Origin of the sequence: Amycolatopsis thermophila (assembly GCF_030814215.1) — a bacterium.
Lineage (GTDB): Bacteria > Actinomycetota > Actinomycetes > Mycobacteriales > Pseudonocardiaceae > Amycolatopsis_E > Amycolatopsis_E thermophila.
In genome coordinates, this window is the sequence record NZ_JAUSUT010000001.1 from 7,056,600 (window position 1) to 7,073,877 (window position 17,278).

At 69.9% G+C, this 17,278-nt stretch carries 18 protein-coding genes; 6 read left to right on the forward strand and 12 right to left on the reverse strand.

All coding sequences use genetic code 11. The features are described from left to right. Positions 1-8: 8 nt before the first annotated feature. From FB470_RS34490 to FB470_RS34520, 7 genes are all read right to left on the reverse strand, one after another. Positions 9-1,244, reverse strand: a complete 1,236-nt coding sequence (locus FB470_RS34490; RefSeq protein WP_306998522.1) for an ABC transporter permease — start codon at positions 1,242-1,244, stop codon at positions 9-11. Then, positions 1,231-1,938, reverse strand: a complete 708-nt coding sequence (locus FB470_RS34495) for an ABC transporter ATP-binding protein (RefSeq protein ID WP_306998524.1) — start codon at positions 1,936-1,938, stop codon at positions 1,231-1,233. The genes FB470_RS34490 and FB470_RS34495 overlap by 14 nt, the downstream gene beginning before the upstream one ends. Positions 1,939-1,941: 3 nt before the next feature. Next, a complete protein-coding gene (locus FB470_RS34500; RefSeq protein ID WP_306998527.1) occupies positions 1,942-3,180 on the reverse strand; it encodes an efflux RND transporter periplasmic adaptor subunit in 1,239 nt (412 codons plus the stop codon). Positions 3,181-3,588: 408 nt separating this feature from the next. Further along, positions 3,589-4,569 carry a Gfo/Idh/MocA family oxidoreductase gene (locus FB470_RS34505; RefSeq protein WP_306998529.1) on the reverse strand — a complete coding sequence of 327 codons (981 nt, stop codon included), beginning with the start codon at positions 4,567-4,569 and terminating at the stop codon, positions 3,589-3,591. Then, entirely contained in the window at positions 4,566-5,408 is an 843-nt protein-coding gene (locus FB470_RS34510) for a class III extradiol dioxygenase subunit beta (protein WP_306998531.1), read from the reverse strand. Before FB470_RS34510 ends, FB470_RS34505 begins: the two co-directional genes overlap by 4 nt. A gap of 1 nt (position 5,409) precedes the next feature. Then, positions 5,410-5,799: a protocatechuate 4,5-dioxygenase subunit alpha gene (ligA, locus tag FB470_RS34515; protein WP_306998533.1), complete on the reverse strand. Its 390-nt coding sequence runs from the start codon at positions 5,797-5,799 to the stop codon at positions 5,410-5,412. A 95-nt stretch (positions 5,800-5,894) separates the two neighbouring features. After that, positions 5,895-7,079 carry a 4-hydroxybenzoate 3-monooxygenase gene (locus FB470_RS34520; RefSeq protein WP_306998535.1) on the reverse strand — a complete coding sequence of 395 codons (1,185 nt, stop codon included), beginning with the start codon at positions 7,077-7,079 and terminating at the stop codon, positions 5,895-5,897. Between the two features lie 149 nt (positions 7,080-7,228). On the opposite strand from FB470_RS34520, the gene FB470_RS34525 reads away from it, so the two are divergent. Further along, a complete protein-coding gene (locus FB470_RS34525) occupies positions 7,229-8,041 on the forward strand; it encodes an IclR family transcriptional regulator (protein ID WP_306998537.1) in 813 nt (270 codons plus the stop codon). Between the two features lie 23 nt (positions 8,042-8,064). Here FB470_RS34525 and FB470_RS34530 read toward each other — a convergent pair whose 3' ends face one another. The 3 genes from FB470_RS34530 to FB470_RS34540 form a co-directional block, all read right to left on the reverse strand. Further along, positions 8,065-9,249, reverse strand: a complete 1,185-nt coding sequence (locus tag FB470_RS34530; protein ID WP_306998539.1) for a cytochrome P450 — start codon at positions 9,247-9,249, stop codon at positions 8,065-8,067. Between the two features lie 8 nt (positions 9,250-9,257). Beyond that, the gene (locus tag FB470_RS34535; RefSeq protein ID WP_306998541.1) at positions 9,258-10,235 is read right to left on the reverse strand and encodes a PDR/VanB family oxidoreductase; all 978 of its coding nucleotides are present in this window, start codon (positions 10,233-10,235) and stop codon (positions 9,258-9,260) included. 338 nt (positions 10,236-10,573) lie between these two features. Further along, positions 10,574-11,482 (reverse strand): NAD(P)-dependent oxidoreductase, encoded by a 909-nt coding sequence (locus FB470_RS34540; RefSeq protein WP_306998543.1) that lies wholly within the window; start codon positions 11,480-11,482, stop codon positions 10,574-10,576. A gap of 84 nt (positions 11,483-11,566) precedes the next feature. Here FB470_RS34540 and FB470_RS34545 point away from each other — a divergent pair, with 84 nt between their 5' ends. After that, on the forward strand, positions 11,567-11,944 hold the full coding sequence (locus tag FB470_RS34545; protein ID WP_306998545.1) for a winged helix-turn-helix transcriptional regulator: 378 nt from the start codon (positions 11,567-11,569) through the stop codon (positions 11,942-11,944). Between the two features lie 75 nt (positions 11,945-12,019). Here the strand turns inward: FB470_RS34545 and FB470_RS34550 are convergent, their stop codons facing one another. After that, entirely contained in the window at positions 12,020-12,781 is a 762-nt protein-coding gene (locus tag FB470_RS34550) for an oxidoreductase (RefSeq protein ID WP_306998547.1), read from the reverse strand. A 93-nt stretch (positions 12,782-12,874) separates the two neighbouring features. On the opposite strand from FB470_RS34550, the gene FB470_RS34555 reads away from it, so the two are divergent. Together FB470_RS34555 and FB470_RS34560 are read left to right on the forward strand one after the other, a co-directional pair. Further along, on the forward strand, positions 12,875-13,444 hold the full coding sequence (locus FB470_RS34555) for a TetR/AcrR family transcriptional regulator (RefSeq protein ID WP_306998549.1): 570 nt from the start codon (positions 12,875-12,877) through the stop codon (positions 13,442-13,444). Between the two features lie 225 nt (positions 13,445-13,669). After that, positions 13,670-14,227 (forward strand): HD domain-containing protein, encoded by a 558-nt coding sequence (locus tag FB470_RS34560; RefSeq protein ID WP_306998551.1) that lies wholly within the window; start codon positions 13,670-13,672, stop codon positions 14,225-14,227. Positions 14,228-14,282: 55 nt separating this feature from the next. On the opposite strand, the gene FB470_RS34565 is transcribed toward FB470_RS34560, so the two are convergent. Beyond that, entirely contained in the window at positions 14,283-15,560 is a 1,278-nt protein-coding gene (locus FB470_RS34565) for an APC family permease (protein ID WP_370876723.1), read from the reverse strand. A gap of 169 nt (positions 15,561-15,729) precedes the next feature. Here FB470_RS34565 and FB470_RS34570 point away from each other — a divergent pair, with 169 nt between their 5' ends. Next, positions 15,730-16,506 carry an arsenate reductase/protein-tyrosine-phosphatase family protein gene (locus FB470_RS34570; RefSeq protein WP_306998555.1) on the forward strand — a complete coding sequence of 259 codons (777 nt, stop codon included), beginning with the start codon at positions 15,730-15,732 and terminating at the stop codon, positions 16,504-16,506. A 3-nt stretch (positions 16,507-16,509) separates the two neighbouring features. Beyond that, positions 16,510-16,893, forward strand: a complete 384-nt coding sequence (locus tag FB470_RS34575) for a VOC family protein (protein ID WP_306998557.1) — start codon at positions 16,510-16,512, stop codon at positions 16,891-16,893. Positions 16,894-17,278 lie beyond the last annotated feature (385 nt).

The window sequence follows — 17,278 nt, forward strand, 5'->3', positions numbered from 1 at the left end:
GCTGTCTCCTACTCGCTGCGCAGCGCTTCGATGGGTGCGAGCCGGGCGGCCCGGCCGGCCGGGTAGACCCCGAAGACGAGGCCGATGCCGATCGCCGTGAGGATCGCGACGATCGTCGCCCACGGCGAAACGGCTATCTGGATGGCGATCAGGTGCGGCAGGACCAGTGCACCGGCGATGCCGAGCACTGCGCCGAGCAGCCCGCCGGCGAGGCCGAGTACCGACGCCTCGACCATGAACTGGCGACGGATCACCGCCGGGCTCGCCCCGACCGCCTTGCGCAGCCCGATCTCCCGGATCCGCTCGGTGACCGACACCAGCATGATGTTCATGACGCCGATTCCGCCGACCAGCAAGGAGATCGCGGCGACCCCGCCGAGCAGCAGGGTGAGGGTCTGGCTCACCGAGCTCGCCGTGGTCAGCAGGGACTGCTGGCTGGCGATGGTGAAGTCGGCGTCGGCGGGGTCGGTGATCCGGTGCAGCGCCAGCAGTTCCTGGTTGGCCTCCTGGTACGCCGCCGACAGCGTGTCCGACGTGGTCGCCTCGAGGTAGATCGACTGGACACTCGTGCGGTTGGCGCCGCCGATGAGCCGGTCGGCGGCCGTGCTGATCGGCACGATCGCCTGGTCGTCCTGGTTCTGCGCGGTGGACGACGTGCCCTGCGAGGACAGCACACCGACGACGCTGAACGGTGTGGTGCCGATGGTCACGGTGCGGCCTACCGCGTCGCTGTCGCCGAACAGTTCCTCCGCGGTGGTGGGACCGAGCACGACGACGGCCGCCTCGCTGGTCTCGTCGGCGTCGGTGAGGAACCGGCCCTGATCCACCGTCCTGGCGCGCACCGTCAGCCACGACGGCGTCGTACCGACGACGGAGGTGGTCCAGGTCGCCGAACCCGCGGCCAGCGACGAGCTCCGGCTCGTCGCCGGCGCGACCGCCGCCACGTCCGGGGCCACGCCCGGTGCGGCGAGCGCGTTCGCGTCGTGCACCGTGAGCGTGGTCGCCGATCCGGTGCCACCGCGCACGCCGCTGCTACTGGTGGTGCTTCCCGGCGAGATGACCAGCAGGTTCGTGCCCAGCGAGTTGATCGCGGACGCGACCTGCGCCTGCGCACCCTCACCGAGGCCGACCGTGAGGATCACCGCGGCGATCCCGATGAGGATCCCGAGCATCGTGAGCCCGGAGCGCAGGCGGTGCCCGCGGATCGCCTCCAGGCTCGTGCGCAGGGTCTCAAGCCAGCCCATGGCCGCCTCCCCGCCACGTATCGGACTCGATCACGCCGTCGCGCAGGCGCACGACGCGGTCGGCGTGCGCGGCGACATCCTCCTCGTGGGTGATCAGCACGATCGTGTGGCCGGCCCGGTTGAGCTCGTCGAACACCGAGAGGACATCGGCGGTCGCCGCGGAGTCCAGCGCGCCCGTGGGCTCGTCGGCCAGGATCAGCGACGGCCGGTTGACCAGCGCGCGCGCCAGCGCGACCCGCGACTGCTGGCCGCCGGAGAGCTCGTTGGGCCGGTGCTCGATCCGGTCGCCCAGGCCGACCCGTTCGAGCAGCTCGATCGCGCGCGCCTTGCGTTCGGCCCGGCGTACTCCCGAGTAGCACAGCGGAAGCTCGACGTTGCGCCATGCCGTCAGGCCGGGCAGCAGGTTGAACTGCTGGAACACGAAACCGATCCGGCGGTTGCGGATCGCCGCAAGCTCCAGTTCGGACAGATCGCTCACGTCCTCGCCCGCGAGCGCGTAACGGCCGGAGGTAAGCAGGTCGAGGCAGCCGAGGATGTGCATCAGCGTGGACTTACCGGATCCGGAGGGTCCCATGATCGCGACGTAGTCGCCGTCGCAGACCCTCAGGGAGACGCCGCGCAGTGCCCCGACCTCCACCACACCGGTGGAGTACACCTTGCGGACGTCCGTGATGTCGATGACCGCTTCCGGCACTGGTCAGCCCCCCAGTCCGCCGAAGCCACCGCGGCCACCGCCGGGGAAGCCGCCCGCGCCGCCGGTGCGGCCGTTGGGGCCGCTGCCGCCACGCGTGGTTCCGCCCGTCGCACCGGCCGGCCCCGGCATCATCACCTGGTCCCCTTCGGACAGGCCGCTGAGGACCTGAGTCATCCCGCCGACCGACGTCCCCACGGTGATCGGCTTGCTGACCTGCTTGCCGCCGACCATCTCGTTGACCGTGGCCTGCGAGCCGTTGTAGTGGACGGCCTGGCTGGGCACGGCGAGCACGTCGCTCAGCTGTTTGACGACGATCGACACGGTCGCACCGGCGCCCGCGAACAGGCCCGGCGGACTGCCCGTGACGCTGATGGTGACCGGGTAGCTCGGCACCGACGACGATCCGGCGGCCATCACGGCGACCGAGGCGACGGTGCCGTAGACGGGTGCGTTCGACCCGTTGGGCGTGATGACGGCCTGGTCGCCGGTCTTGATCTGGCCGACCTCGGTGTCGTCGACGCTCGCGTTGACGATGTAGGACCCCGTGGAGATCACCACGATCTGCGCGGCGCTCGAGCTGGCCGAGGACGACGAGCCGCCGTTGGTGCCACCGCTGCCGTTGTTGCCGCTACCGCCGTTGGTGCCACCGCTGCCGTTGGTGTTGGCGCCGCCGCCCTGCGCCGGTGACGACGCGGAGGACGTGGAGCCGGCGGAGACCTGCTGCCCCACGGTCAGGTTGACCGCGGCCACGGTGCCCGCGATCGGCGAGGTCATCGTCGCTTCGTTCAGCGCCGCCTGCGCGTTGTCGACCTGGTTCTGCGCGGCCGTGATCGCCGCGCGATCGGCGCTGAGCTGCGCCGGCGACGCGTTGCTGGACTCGTCGGAGGACAGCTTGGCCTGGTCCGAAGCCAGCGACGACTGCGCCTGCGCGACGCCGGCCGCCAGCGACGCGGACTGCAGTGTTGCCAGCGTCTGCCCCGCCGTGACCTGCTGGCCCACCGCCACGTCGACGGCCGTGACCTGGCCGGAGACGCCGAAGTCGAGGTTGCTCTGCTGCGCCGGTTCGATCGTGCCGGACGAGGAAACCGTCTGCTTGAGAGTGGTCGTGCTCGCGGCGACCAGCCGGTAGCTCGGCGCGTCCGCGGGCCGGGTCACCAGCCACAGCGTCACAGCAGCGGCCACCACGACGACGGCGACGCCTCCGATCGCCCACCGTCTCCTTTTCCGAAGCCTGCCCAGCACGCGGACCTTCTCTCTGCACCACGGAACCGACGGGCGAAAGCATCACCGGTCAGTCTGAAAGGTATCTGAGAAAAACCTCGTGGTAGCTGTGAATCAGATGTGTGTTCCGCGCGTTTCGGTCCGCAGACCCGTCCCCGACCGGCCGGCGGGCCACCGACTCGGTCATAACCGGCGGCGCGAGCCTTCGCCGCCACCGCCCCGGCGATCCCGCCAATCCCGGGTGGGTCGAGCCCGCACGCGGCCCGCAAGTGTGCGGTGAGTTGTTCACGACCCGGGAAACCGGGGTCGTCCACGGTTCCCCATACGGCGCCGCTCGTCGAGTTTGAGACCATCTACACGGCCGCGACGGCTGCCTGAAACCGGCCAACCCCGGTGTCAACCGAAGTCTGGCCGGCCCCGGTGTGGTCTTCACGGGGTGTGGTCTGCCTTAGCGAGCTGGATGTCGAGGTCGGCGAGCACACGGTAGGACGGCAGCACGGCGGCCACCGCGGCCTCCGGGGTCCGGCCGTCCCGGATCGCGGCGACGAACTCGCGGTCCTGACCCTCCACCCCGTTCGCCGGAACGTCGACGGTGGACAGGTCCACTGGGCGATCGTGGCCGTCGACGAGGTTGTCGTAGCGGGCGAGATAGGTCCCGGTGTCGCCGATGTAGCGGAAGTCGCTGCCGAACGGGCCGTCGTTGTTGAAGCTCAGGGACAGCGAGCAGAGCACCCCACCACTGGTGCGCAGCTGGATCGCCATGTCCATCGCGATGCCGAGCTCCGGGTGCGGTGGGCCGGCGAGCACGTGCGCGACGTCGATCTCCTCGCCCGTCTGGTAGCGGACGAGGTCGACAGTGTGCGCAGCGTGGTGCCAGAGCAGGTGGTCGGTCCAGGTTCGGGGCTCGCCGCGGGCGTTGGTGTTGCTACGACGCAGGAAGTGAGTGCGCACCTGCAGCTGCTGGAGCGTGAACTCACCGGATCGGACGCGGTCGTGGACCCAGCGGTGCGAGGGGTTGAACCGGCGGGTGTGCCCGACCATGCACACCAGCCCGGTGCGCTCGGCCTCTTCAGCCACCCGCTGCGCGCCGATCCAGCTGTCGGCCAGCGGGATCTCGACCAGCACGTGCTTTCCGGCGCGCAACGCCGCAAGCGCTTGCTCGGCGTGCATCTGGGTGGGCGTGGCGAGTATTACGGCGTCCAGATCGTCCCGGTCCAGCACGCGCTGCAGGTCCGGCTCGGCGTGGGGAACGCCGTGGCGTTCGGCTGCCTCACGCGCCTGGTCGACGGGCACGCTCACCACCGTGTCCACGACTGCGCCGGGGACCTTCGCGAGGGCCGCGAGGTGCTGGCCGCCCATCGCGCCTGTGCCGGCCAGGGCGATCCGGACCGGTCCGCGTTCGGTGTTCACGACGTCGGCTCCAAAACGATGTGGCCGACGGCGGTGTTCGAGGCGGGCACGTGGTAATGCCGGTGCAACTCCTTGACGTCCGCGCCGAGGGCACCGCGCATGATCAGCCACATGACCAGCTCGATGCCCTCCGACCCGGCCTCGCGCAGGTACTCGATGTGCGGGATGCGCCGCAGCGCCTGCGGATCGGTGACCAGCCGGTTCAGGAACGCCACGTCGAAGTCCCGGTTGATCAGCCCGGCGCGGGGGCCCTGAAGCTGATGGCTCATGCCGCCGGTGCCCCAGATCTGCACGTCGAGGTCCTCGTCGTAGCTGAGCACCGCCCGCCGGATCGCCTCACCGAGCAGCCAGCAGCGATTGCCGGTCGGCGGCGGGTACTGCACGACGTTCACGACCACCGGGATGACCCGCGCCGGCCACGCCTCGGTCTTGCCGAACATCAGCGACATCGGCACCGTGAGCCCGTGATCGACAGCGAGTTCGTTGGCGATGGTGATGTCGAATTCGTCGAGGATCAGGGACTGGGCGAGGTGCCAGGCGAGTTCTGGGTGCCCGGTGACCGGCGGCACCGGACGGGGCCCGAACCCCTCGTCCGCCGGCTGGAAGGTGTCGGCGCACCCGATGGCGAACGTGGGGATCAACCGGAGGTCGAAGTCCGTGGCGTGGTCGTTGTAGACGAGGATGACGACGTCGGGGCGCTGCTCCGCCATCCAGGACCGGGTCCAGGTGAAGCCTTCGAACAGCGGCCGCCAGTAGTCGGTGCCAACCTTGTCGTGGTCCATCGCGGCGCCGATGGCGGGCACGTGGCTGGCGGCCACGCCAGCGGTGATGCGTGCCATGTCAGCGGCCCTCCCGGATCGATCGCTGCCCCACTGGAGACCGGCCCCCGGCCAGCATGATCGCGGTGTACTCCTCCAGCGGCAGCCCGGTCATGATGCTCGCCGCCTCCGGGAAACTCGTGCCGTCGGTGGCGAGGATCTTGGCGAGGAAATAGATGTTGGCGCCCTCGGCGAGGGCGGCGTTCCAGTCCCGGTTCAGCACGGCTTGTTTCTGCGCCTCGGTCATCGGCCACTCGTCGAGGTAGGCGCGTTCGTCGGCGCGGAACCGCTCGCGGTTCTCCGCCGAGCGCAGGCTCATGCAGAACTGGTTGAGGTGGTAGCCCTTGCGGGTCTGGTCCCCGGTGAACACGATGGTTCCGGGGATGTCCTGCAGATCGGGATCCAAGGTCACCGGTGCTCCTCGAAGTAGAGACGGGAATCGCATCCCGTCATCGGAAATCGTGAGGGTGACCGGCGCCGCGGCGCCGGCCTCGAACTCGGCACGGCTCATCGGTACGACCAGTCCTGCTCGTAGGGAAGGCCGGTGTAGTTCTCGGCCAGAGCGGTCGCCATCGACCGTGAGGACACCACCCAGTCCAGCTGGGCAGTCGCGAGCCGCTCGGTGAACGGGTTCTCGTCGGGTGCACGGTGCAACATCGAAGTCATCCACCACGAGAAGTGCGTCGCCCGCCACACCCGGCGCAGCGCGGTCTCGGTGTAGGCCGCCAGGAGGTCGGTCCGGCCGCCCAGGTAGAACGCGCCGAGGGCCCTCGACAGCAACCGCACGTCAGCGACCGCGAGGTTCATGCCCTTGGCGCCCGTCGGGGGCACGATGTGCGCGGCGTCGCCGGCCAGGAGCAGCCGCCCGTGCTGCATCGGCGCGGAAACGAAACTGCGCATCGGTGTGATGCCCTTGTCCAGCACCGTCCCTTCGGTGAGCCGGAACCCCTCGTCATCACCCAGCCTGCGCCGCAGCTCCGCCCAGATGCGCTCGTCCGGCCACTCCGCGAGATCCTCGTCGGGCGCGACCTGGAGGTACAACCGGGCCACCGCCGGGGATCGCATGCTGTGCAAGGCGAAACCGCGGGGGTGACGGGCGTAGACCACTTCCGGCAACGCCGGCGGTGCGTCAGCGAGGATGCCGAGCCAAGCGTAGGGATAGGTGTGCTCGTACTCGGTCCGGCCGGGAACGTGCTGACGGCTGATGCCGTGGAAACCGTCCGCGCCGACCACGAAGTCGCAGTCGAGCTCCCCGGCGGCGTCCTTTTCGACGAAGGTGATGCGCGGACGTTGCCCGTCCAGGTCGTGCAAGGCGGTCTCGGCGATCTCGAACCGCAGGTCACCGCCGGCGTCCAGGCGCGCCGCGATCAGGTCCTTGACGACCTCCTGCTGACCGTAAACCGTGACTCCCCGGCCGACCAGATCCGCCAGGTCGAGCCGGTGCGTGTGCCCGGCGAAGCGCACGTTCAGCCCGTCGTGGACCAGCCCCTCCTCGTCGAGCCGCTTGGCCACACCGGCCTCCCGCAGGGTCTGGACAGTCCCGTGTTCGAGAACCCCCGCGCGCACCCGCCGCTCCACGTAGTCGCGGCTTCGGCGTTCCAGTACCACGGACTCGATGCCTTGGAGGGAAAGCAGTTGTGACAGCAGAAGGCCAGCGGGACCGGCACCCACGATGCCGACCTGAGTTCGCATGCACCCGCTCCTCAATCGATCTGACGATGTTGGTGCCAGCCTCTCGCCTTGTCGTCCCGTGCGGCCTATTCTTTCCACCCTGAGGAAAAGATTGTGGCGTCGCGGTGGACGCGATGCAGCCGGCCGTGGCATCCCGGAAAGGTGGAGCATTGTCCGACGCGCCGAAACCGACGAGCACCCAGCGCGCGCTCGTCATTCTCGACTGCTTCTCCGCCGAGTCGCCGAGGCTCACCCTGTCGGAGATCGCGCGTCGCCTCGGGCAGCCCGTCTCCTCGACCCACCGACAGGTCGGGGAACTCCTCCGCTGGGGAGCGCTGGAGCGCGGGGACGACGGCCGTTACCAGATCGGACTGCACCTGTGGGAGGTCGGCTCACTCGCCCCACGCAGCAAAAGCCTGCGCGAAGCGGCATTGCCGTTCCTCGAGGACCTGTACGAGGCAACCCACGAGAACGTGCAGATCGCGGTCCTCGACGGGCACGAGGTCGTCTACATCGAGCGGATTTTCAGCCATCGGTCGACACCGATCCCCGCTCGCCCCGGCTTCCGGCTGCCACCGCACGCGACAGGGGTCGGCCGTGTGCTCCTGGCTCACGCCCCGATCGACCTCATCAACACGATCCTGGCCGGCCCGATGAAGCGCTTCACCGCACACACCACGTGCGATCCATCGCAGCTCCGCCGGGAGTTGGCCAAGGTCCGCAAAACCGGTTACGCCATCAGCCATCGCCAGATCGAGGACACCTCCAGCTCGGTGGCCGCGCCCATCCGCGGTCCGGAGAACGCCGTGATCGCCGCGCTGTCCATCGTCGTGCCCTTCCGGGGCGACACGGCACGCCGCTACGTGCCCGCGGTACTGGCCAGCGCGCAGGGGATCTCCCGCACACTCGGCGCACCGGTCCGGCACCCGGACGGCATCCACATCCGCAACGAGGCACCCACGGGGTTCTTGCCCGGCCAGTAGCGCGCCGCCGGCTCGGCACTCGCTCAGGCGGGGGTCACGCGAACCGGTATGCTCGCCCAGCCCTTGAGGCTGTTGTTCAGCTTCGGGACGGGATCGCCATCGAGCTCTACCCGGGCAACGCGCCTGGCGAGCGCGGACAGCACCATTTCCGCCTCCAGCCGCGCGACCGGCTGGCCGACGCACTGGTGAACACCCATGCCGAAGGCGACGTGCCCGCCGGCATCGCGGTCGATCCGGAACGTGCCGGCGTCCTCGCCCCAGCGGCGCCAGTCCCGGTTCGCAGAACCGAGGAAGAGCAACACCTTCGACCCGGCCGGGACGATCGTGCCGGCGATCTCCACATCGGCGGGCGCCGTGCGGAAGAACGTCTGAACGGGCGACTCGAACCGCAGCGCCTCGTCGAAGGCGAACTTCGCACGTCCAGGGTTGTCGCGCAGGTCAGCCCACTGGTCGGCATGAGTGCCGATCGCGTACATCGTGTTGCCGATCCCGTAGACGGTCGTGTCCACGCCGGCCGTGAGCAGCGACCGAACCAGAACGGGGGCCTGCTCGGGCGTGATCTCGCCCCGGTCGGCCGCCGCCCAGATGCTCGCACCGAATCCGGTGCCGGACAAGGCTTCTCGCCGGCAACTCTCCGCGATCCACTCCAGCACCGGCTCCGCCGCGGCGAAGGCGCGCCGGGCGTGTGCGTTGTCCGGTCCGAAGGCGTTGAACGCGAGCGCGCCATACGGAAGGAGGTTCTCCCGCCCGTCCGGCCGCAGGCCCACGGCATCGGGGAAGACCTTGAGCGGATACACCTCGGCCAGATCCGTCACGGCGTCGAACCGGCGCCGGCGCACCAATTCCTCGGCCAGCTCGTCCGCGTCCTTCGCGAACTGAGCGCGGAGCGTCCGCATCGTCCGCGGTGAGATGACGTCGTTCATCACCGCACGGAAGCCGGTGTGCGACGGCGGGTCGTTCTCCAGCAGCAGGCTGGGCGGGCGCCACGGCTTCTTCTTGGCGAAGTCGCTGAGACCGACGCCCCGGCTGGACACGAACGACTCCCAGTCGGTGAGCGCGGCTCGCACTTCGTCGTACCGGCCCATCGCGTAGACCCCCAGCTTGGGCAGGTGGACGACGGGGCCCGCCTCCCGCAACCGGGTTTGGAATTCGTAAGGGTCGGTCAGGATCGCGTCGTCGAACGGGTCATCGTCCAATGTGGGCATCATGGTGTCTCCTAGAGATCGAGGGTGAGCTTCGCGCAGGCCGCGCGCGAGACGCAGACCATCATCGTCTCGCCGGCGGCGCGTTCCTCTTCGGACAGCAGGGAGTCCCGGTGGTCGACCTCACCGGCCAGCACGGTCGTCTCACACGTGCCACAGGTCCCTTCCTCACACGAGGAGAGCACCTGCACCCCCGCCTCGCGGACGGCGGAGAGGATGGATTGTCCTGATGAGACCATCACGGTCCGGCCCGAACGCGCGAGAACGACCTCGAACGGATGGTCGCTCGCCTGCGCGTCGAACTCCTTCGGGCTGAAACGTTCAACGTGCAGCGCGCCCCGCGGCCACCCGGCACAGCGCTTCTCGACGGCCTCCAGCAGCGGTTCCGGGCCGCAGCAGTAGACCAGCGTGTCCCCGGCCGGCTCCCCCAGCAGCGAGTCGAGGTCCAACAGGCCGAACTCGTCCTGAGGCCGCAGGTCAACCCGGGCACCGTAACGATCCCGCAGGTCGCTGGCGTATGCCATCGATGCCCTGGTGCGGCCGCCGTAAGTCAAGGACCAGTCCGCACCGCGGTCGTCGGCTGCGGCGGCCATGGCCATGATCGGCGTGATGCCGATACCCCCGGCGATCAGGACGTACCGACGCGACGGCTCGAACCGGAAGTGGTTCCGCGGACCACGCACGCCGACCTGCGAGCCCTCGGCCAGCTCGCCGTGCACGGCGGCCGATCCGCCGCGGCTCCCGTGCTCCCGCAGCACGGCGATGCGCCAGGAACACCGGTCCGCGGGATCACCGCACAACGAGTACTGCCGGACGAGGTCCGGCCCCAGCACGAGGTCGATGTGTGCGCCCGCCTCCCACGACGGCAATGCGGCGCCATCCTGCCTGCGGAGCGTGAGTTCCACGACCCCCTCGGCAACCACGCGCCTACGATGGACCACGAGGTCCAGCTCCACGACCACGGTGTGCGTCTCCTTCGACGAGCATGACATCGGCCGCTCCACGTTCCCCGAACGCGCGATGCGTGACGAGGGGGTTTTCCACGCTGAGGTAACCCGTGATGCGCCAGAGGGCTGAGAGGTCCTCACCGATTGGGGGTTTCTCGAGCCGGCTGCAGGAGATGCCGAGGAAGGCTTGGTGGAGGAGGGGCGGATCCCCTCCGGTTGTCAGCTGGCCGGGAAGTGCATGCTCGCGTCCGAGGTCTGCGTGGTCTGCGGCCAGCGGCCGCGCTGGGAATGCCGGAGACGGTTCATGCCGGCATCGGGCGGCGGCCGGCCAGGACGCCTCCTTCGCGTCAGGTCGAGCCGCCGCCGATCACCGGTGGTGTTCGTCAGTTCTGCGGCTGTCCTGCCGGTTCGCGGATGCTGTCGATGATGCGGGTCCAGTTGTCGCCGCCGTGCCCGTTCTCGATCGCTCGCCGGTAATGCGCTTGCACGGCAAGGGGAAGCGCGAGGTTGAGGCCGAGGGCCGTAGTGGTCTCGACGATGTGGTCGGCCGTCGCGCCCATCATCGTGACCGTACTGAGGTCGCCGGGATGCTCTCCGGCGTCCAGCGCGGCGCCGGGCGTCTCCTCGCCGGCCCGGAGGATGGCGCCGATCGATTCGGCGGAGGCGAGCAACTCCGGCAGCGCCTCCGTGGCCTTCATTCCCGCGGCGCCCAGCATCGCGGTGGCGTGCATCAGCGCGGACAGCGTGCCCAGGAACAGCGCGAGCTGGGCCTGATACATCAGCTGGGCGAGACCCGGGTCCTCGCCCAGATGCTTCGGCGTGCCCAGCCGGGCCAGCACCGCCCGGTTGTCTTCCATCACCTCGCCGGGGCCGCTGTAGTAGACGAACGCCGCCTCCGTGCCGACCATCGGCGCCGGGACCATGACGCCACCAGTGAGGAAGGCCGCGTCGTGGCCCGCGGCCCAGGATGCCGCCTCGAGGCTGCGGGCGGGGGTGTCGGAACTCAAATTGACCAGTGTTCGGTTGGCGAGCGATGCTGTGGCCCCGCCGAGGATGTCGTACATCGCCTGGTAGTCGGTGAGGCTGAGGATCACGAGGCCGCTCGCCTCAACCGCCTCCGCAGGTGTCGGCGCGAGCGTCGCTCCGTGGGCGACGACGCCCGCGGCCCGCGCGGCGGTGCGGTTCCAGACGGTAACGGGATGGCCGGCGGCGCGGAGGGTACGGGTGATCGCCTGTCCCATCGGGCCGAGCCCGATCACGGTGACGGCGCTGTTCTGCTGGTGTTCGGTCACCACTCCATGGTCGGAGACGCACCACTATTCTCGTAAGTACCGACTATTTTCTGCGGTACTTACCTTTCAGTAAGGGGAACGGCGATGGCCAAGGCGCCCAGACGCGGGCCTTACATCTGTGGCATCGACGCCGCGCTCGACGTGGTGAGCGGCAAGTGGAAGGGTCTTATCCTCTGGGAGCTCGAGGCCCATGGCGTACGCCGTTTCGCTGAGCTCCGTCGCGGCCTGCCCGGCGTCAGCGAGAAGATGCTGACTCAGCACCTGCGCGAGCTCGAGGAGGACGGGCTGGTGCACCGGGAGGTCCACGCCGAGGTGCCACCGCGGGTCGAATACTCCTTGACCGAGCACGGGCGCACACTCAACCAGGCGCTCGGACCACTAGGCGCCTGGGGAAGCGAACGGATCCGCCGCGAGGCCGCCGATGTGGTCGCCCCGGCGCCGGCCGACCGCACGACGGCCTGATCAACAACGTACGGCTCAATCGTGCGCGTGCACCAGCAGGCTGCCGGCGGTCACGATTCCCGTGCCCACGCGGCCTCACGCCGCCTTGGTGGTGCCGCCGTCGATCACCAGGTCCGTGCCGGTGATCCACCGCGCCTGAGGTCCGAGCAGGAACGCGACCGCGTCGGCGATCTCCTCGGCTTCGCCCATCCGGCCGAGTGTGATGCCCATACTCGCGGGCACGCCCTCGTCGAGTGCCTGTTCCCGGGTGATGCCGGACGCGCTTGCCACGCTGTCGCCGAGACGACCGTCGTCCGTCCAGCCGGGTGTGCGGACGGGGCCGGGCGAAACCGTGTTGACCCGGACGCCTCGTGGTGCGAACTCCTCCGACAGCGCCGTCGTGAGGTTGGTGAGTGCGGCCTTGTGGGCGGAGTAGTCGACGACCATGGGGAACGGCATCCGAGCATTGATGGACGAGACGTTGACGATCGCCCCGCCGTGTTCCAGCAACGACGGCAGCAGGGCGCGGGTGAGCCGCACGGCTGACAGCACGTTAGCGTTGAAGCCCTGCTCCCACTGCGCGTCGGTGACATCGAGGAACGAGCTCCGGGCCTCGAACTGCCCGACGTTGTTGACCAGCGCATCCACCCGGCCGCGTTCGAGCGCGGCGGCAGCGAGCGCCTCCACCCCCTGGGCGGTGGCAAGATCGGCCTGCACCACGGTCAGATCGTCGCCCCGCTCCGGCACGGCCGACCGCGAGCCCGTGACGACGGAGTACCCGTCCTTGCGCAGGCGCTCGACAACCGCCGCGCCGATACCTTTCGTGCCACCGCTGACGACGGCCACCTTGTTACGCATCAATGCCTCCATTTTTCGAAAGCGATCGCTCCCATATGGCAGCCGACTGTACTACGGGAGCATTCGCTCCACAATGTGGGGTAGTCTGGCGGCATGCCACGGTCCCGGCAGTTCGACGAGCAGGACGTGGTCGCGCGCGCCACCGAGCTGTTCCACCGTCGCGGGTACCACGCCACGTCCACACGTGACCTCGGGGATGCGCTCGCGCTCAACCCGAGCAGCCTGTACCGGACGTTCGGCGACAAGCACGCGTTGTTCCTGCGCGCGCTGGACCACTACCAGGCGTCGGAGTCCGCCCGGTGCACGGCGGCACTCGATGATGACGGGCCCGTCCGCGCGGTACTGCGCGACTGGCTCCACTCGATGGTCGAACCGTCCGACGTGCCAGGCTGCTTCGTCATCAACACCGCCACCGAACTGGGTACGGAGGACCCGGAAGCGGCCCGGCGCGTGGATGCGGCGTTCGAGGGCACGACAGCCGCGATCGCCAAGCTGCTGCGCCGCGGGATCACCTCCGGCGAACTGCCCGCCGATCTCGACGCCGACGGCACTGCCGACCTGCTGTTCACCACCCTCGCCGGGCTGCGGGTGCGCCACCGCGCCGGCCACGACCCGCAACGGTTGCGCGCGGCGGTCGACCAGGCGCTGCGCGTCCTGGGCTGAACATCGGGTAGGTGCCGTCGGGCCTCGTGCAGGCACCCGGCCCACTCCGTGTCGGAGTCGGAGTCTGCGGTGATGCCGCGTGCCCAGGGGGAGACCACTGCGCAGGAGGTCCGCATCATCGACCCCCGGATGTTTCATACTCCACGCCGAACCCCGATCCGGGGGCTGAGTGCAGCCGGCCTGCACTACGCCCTCCGCATCGCCGACCGAAAGGGAGACCCACGCGTGTCCGATGCCACCGCCATCGCCAGCTTCGGATACGAGCTCGGCATCCTCAAACGGATCCGACGCTCGGGCTGGTGGCACGCCGGCGTCCGCGACCCCGAATCCGTCGCCGAACACTCCCTGCGCGTCGCCCAGCTCGCCGGGCTGCTGGCCGCCGAAGAAGGCGCCGACCCCGCCCGCGCCGCCTACCTCGCCCTCTGGCACGACACCCAGGAAACCCGCACCGGCGACCTCCCCCACACCGTCAAGCCCTACCTCACCAAACCCGACCCCAGACAGATCACCGCCGACCAGACCGCCGGGCTGCCCAGCGCCGCCGGTACCTCGGTCCGCGACGCCGTCGACGAGTACGAGGCAGCCGAAAGCACGGAAGCCCGCTGCGCCCGCGACGCCGACAAACTCGAGATGCTGCTCCAGGCCGTCGAGTACCGCGACATCGGCGTCCAGCGAGTTCAGGGCTGGATCGACAGCGCCCTCCAAGGCCTCACCACCCCAACCGCCCAACGAGTCGCCGAGGCAGCCCTCGCGCTCTCACCACTCGCCTGGCGCGACCGCTGAGCCCAGCACAGGTACGTGTTGGGGGCGACCATCCGCCGCCGCGGTCATTTCCAGATCACCTGCGGGGAGTCGTGCGCAGATCGACGTGCCGGGAGCGGGCGGTCCGGACGAGGGCCCGGCCGGCCAGTCCGAGGGCGAACATCACCACTCCGGCCAGCACCGACTGCCAGGGCAGTGTGGCCACCAGAAGCAGGCAGCCGGCGACGCCGAGCAGGTTGAGCCAGCGGGGCCACCGGCGCTGCTCGCCGGACTGGGTGAACGCCGCGGCGTTGGCGATGGCGTAGTAGATCAGCACGCCGAAGGACGAGAAGCCGATCACCCCGCGCAGGTCGACGGTGGCCACCACGATGCTGACCACGACCGCGAGCCCGATCTCGGCGTGATGCGGCACGCGGTAGCGGGGGTGGACGGCGGCCAGCCAGCCGGGCAGGTCGTGGTGGCGGGCCATGGCCAGGCTGGTGCGGCCGATGCCGGCGATCAGTGCCAGCAGCGCGCCGAGCGCGGCCAGCGCCGCCCCGACGCGCACCACCAGGGTCAGCCCACCAGCCCCGGCGGCCTGCACGGCGGTGGTCAACGGTGCGGTGGCGGCGGCGAGTTGCTGCGGCCCGGCGGCCAGCAGTGCCGCCGCACCCACCACGACGTAGACCGCCACGGTGATGAACAAGGCGATGGGGATGGCGCGCGGGATCGTGCGCTGGGGGTCGCGGACCTCCTCCCCCATGGTGGCGATGCGCGCGTAGCCGGCGAAGGCGAAGAACAGCAGCCCGGCGGCCTGGAGGATGCCGTAGGCGCCACCGGTGCCCAGGGCAGCCCAGCCACCCAGGTTCACCGGACTGGCGTGGCCACCGACGGCGATCCCGATCACGACCGCGGCCAGGGCGGTCAGGCTGGTGCCGACCAGGATGCGGGTCAGCAGGGCGGTCTTGGTGACGCCGCGGTAGTTGAGCGCGGCCAAGCCGAGCACGCCGGCCACCGCGACCAGTCGCTGTGCCCACCAGGGTCCGGGTACGGCATAGGTGGCGAAGGTGAGCGCCATCGCCGCGCACGAGGCGGTCTTGCCGACCACGAATCCCCACCCGGCGGTGAAACCCCACCAGTGCCCGAGTCGTTCCCGCCCGTAGATGTAGGTGCCGCCCGAGGTCGGGTAGGCCGCCGCCAGCTGGGCCGACGCGGTGGCGTTGCAGTAGGCGATCACCGCCGCGATGGCCAGGCCGATCAGCAGGCCGGTGCCTGCGGCGCGGGCGGCGGGACCGAACGCGGCGAACACCCCGGCTCCGATCATCGAGCCCAGCCCGATGACCACCGCGTCCCCCGTGCCCAGTCGCCGCGCCAGCGCTCCGGCACCGGTCGCTCCGCCGTCGCCAGACTCGCGATTGCCGGACCCGGGGGCGCCGGACGCAGGCTCGGCGGCCCCCGGCCGGGCGTCGCGTCGGCCTGGTTGCGGTGCGGACACCATCCACCTCCCGGTATTCCATCAAGCTGTTTTGATGTATCGTCGGGGGATGGTGCCGCCGAGTCAAGCCGCCCCGCCGTTCGTGCGCATGGCCGCCCATCCGCTGCGGTGGCGTCTGCTGACCGAACTGGCCGGCAGCGACTACCGCGTGCGCGAGTTGACCGAGCGGGTGGGCGAACCGCAGAACCTGGTCTCCTACCACCTGCGTCTGCTCCGCGGCGATGGCCTGGTCACCTCGAGGCGCAGCAGCTTCGACGGCCGCGACGCCTACTACCACCTCGACCTGGACCGCTGCGCCCAGGCGCTGACCGCCACCGGGGTCGCCTTGCACCCGGCGTTGCACCTGGGTCCACGGCCACCGTCCGCGATGACCGCGAGACGGCCGGGCCGGGTTCGAGTGCTGTTCCTGTGCACGGGCAACAGCTCTCGCTCACCGATCGCCGAAGCCCTGCTACGCCACCGCAGCAGTGATGGTCGCGTCGAGGTGACCAGTGCCGGCAGCCACCCCAAGCAGCACATCCACCCCGACGCGATCCGGGTCCTGCACGAGGAGTACGGCATCGACATCGCCGGCCGACGCACCCGACACCTGGACACGGTGGCCGATCACCGGTTCGACTACGTGATCACCTTGTGCGACAAGGTCCGCGAGGTCTGCCCGGACTTCGGCGACGATTCCCGGTTGATCCACTGGAGCATCGCCGACCCGGCCACCACCAGCGCCGACCAGGACACCTATCCGGCGTTCGCTCGCGTCGCCGTTGAGCTCGACACCCGTATCCGCCACCTGCTGTCGGTATTCGCCGCCACCACACCCGGAGGATGACCCATGACCGCACCCGATCAACTCGCCAGCGTCCGCTACCTCGTCGACGACGTCCAAGCCGCCATCGACTTCTACACCACCCATCTCGGCTTCACCGTGCGCACCAGCGCCGCCCCCGCCTTCGCCGACGTGGTCCGCGGGCCCCTGCGTCTGCTGCTGTCCGGGCCGACCAGCTCCGGCGCCCGCGCCACACCCGCCGACGCCGCATCCGCCGGCCGCAACCGCATCCACCTCATCGTCGACGACCTCGACGCCGAGATCGACCGGCTCCGCACCGCGGGACTCTCCTTCCGCAGCGAGCTGATCTCCGGCCCGGGTGGGCGCCAGATCCTGCTGACCGACCCCGCCGGCAACCTCATCGAGCTGTTCCAACCCGCCCAGCCGTAGTCGTCCATCGTGTCCGATGGCATACGTCCGCGTGCACAACGCCTCCCGCACGCTGCCGCGGTCATGGCCTGCTCGCGCGTGGTCCGTGCTGTCCCGAGGACGTGCCCGCCGACGTGGTTGTCCGCGCTGCGCGATCCGGCGACTGACCGGCCATCGGCACGCCCGGACCGCTTCACCATCGCCGAGCAGTAGGGGGCCCCGACTGGTGAGATCGCCTATTCAACTGTCGCGAGTTCCCCCCTTGTAGCGGTGCGTGACGGCTGGAGCGGTGCTGTCGGGAACCCAGCGGCGATGGCGGGGCATGCTTGGGTGGTGATGGCGACGAGGTATGCACTCCACGAGCGGCTCTCTGCCAGGTTCGAGTCCTGCGATGATGGCGAACTCG

Excerpts from the sequence above, each read along its gene's own strand:
- FB470_RS34490 (WP_306998522.1), bottom strand. The coding sequence starts at position 1,244 with ATGGGCTGGCTTGAGACCCTGCGCACGAGCCTGGAGGCGATCCGCGGG.
- FB470_RS34510 (WP_306998531.1), bottom strand. The coding sequence starts at position 5,408 with ATGGCACGCATCACCGCTGGCGTGGCCGCCAGCCACGTGCCCGCCATC.
- FB470_RS34520 (WP_306998535.1), bottom strand. The coding sequence starts at position 7,079 with ATGCGAACTCAGGTCGGCATCGTGGGTGCCGGTCCCGCTGGCCTTCTG.
- FB470_RS34530 (WP_306998539.1), bottom strand. The coding sequence starts at position 9,249 with ATGATGCCCACATTGGACGATGACCCGTTCGACGACGCGATCCTGACC.
- FB470_RS34535 (WP_306998541.1), bottom strand. The coding sequence starts at position 10,235 with ATGTCATGCTCGTCGAAGGAGACGCACACCGTGGTCGTGGAGCTGGAC.
- FB470_RS34545 (WP_306998545.1), top strand. The coding sequence starts at position 11,567 with ATGGCCAAGGCGCCCAGACGCGGGCCTTACATCTGTGGCATCGACGCC.
- FB470_RS34550 (WP_306998547.1), bottom strand. The coding sequence starts at position 12,781 with ATGCGTAACAAGGTGGCCGTCGTCAGCGGTGGCACGAAAGGTATCGGC.
- FB470_RS34555 (WP_306998549.1), top strand. The coding sequence starts at position 12,875 with ATGCCACGGTCCCGGCAGTTCGACGAGCAGGACGTGGTCGCGCGCGCC.
- FB470_RS34570 (WP_306998555.1), top strand. The coding sequence starts at position 15,730 with ATGGTGCCGCCGAGTCAAGCCGCCCCGCCGTTCGTGCGCATGGCCGCC.
- FB470_RS34575 (WP_306998557.1), top strand. The coding sequence starts at position 16,510 with ATGACCGCACCCGATCAACTCGCCAGCGTCCGCTACCTCGTCGACGAC.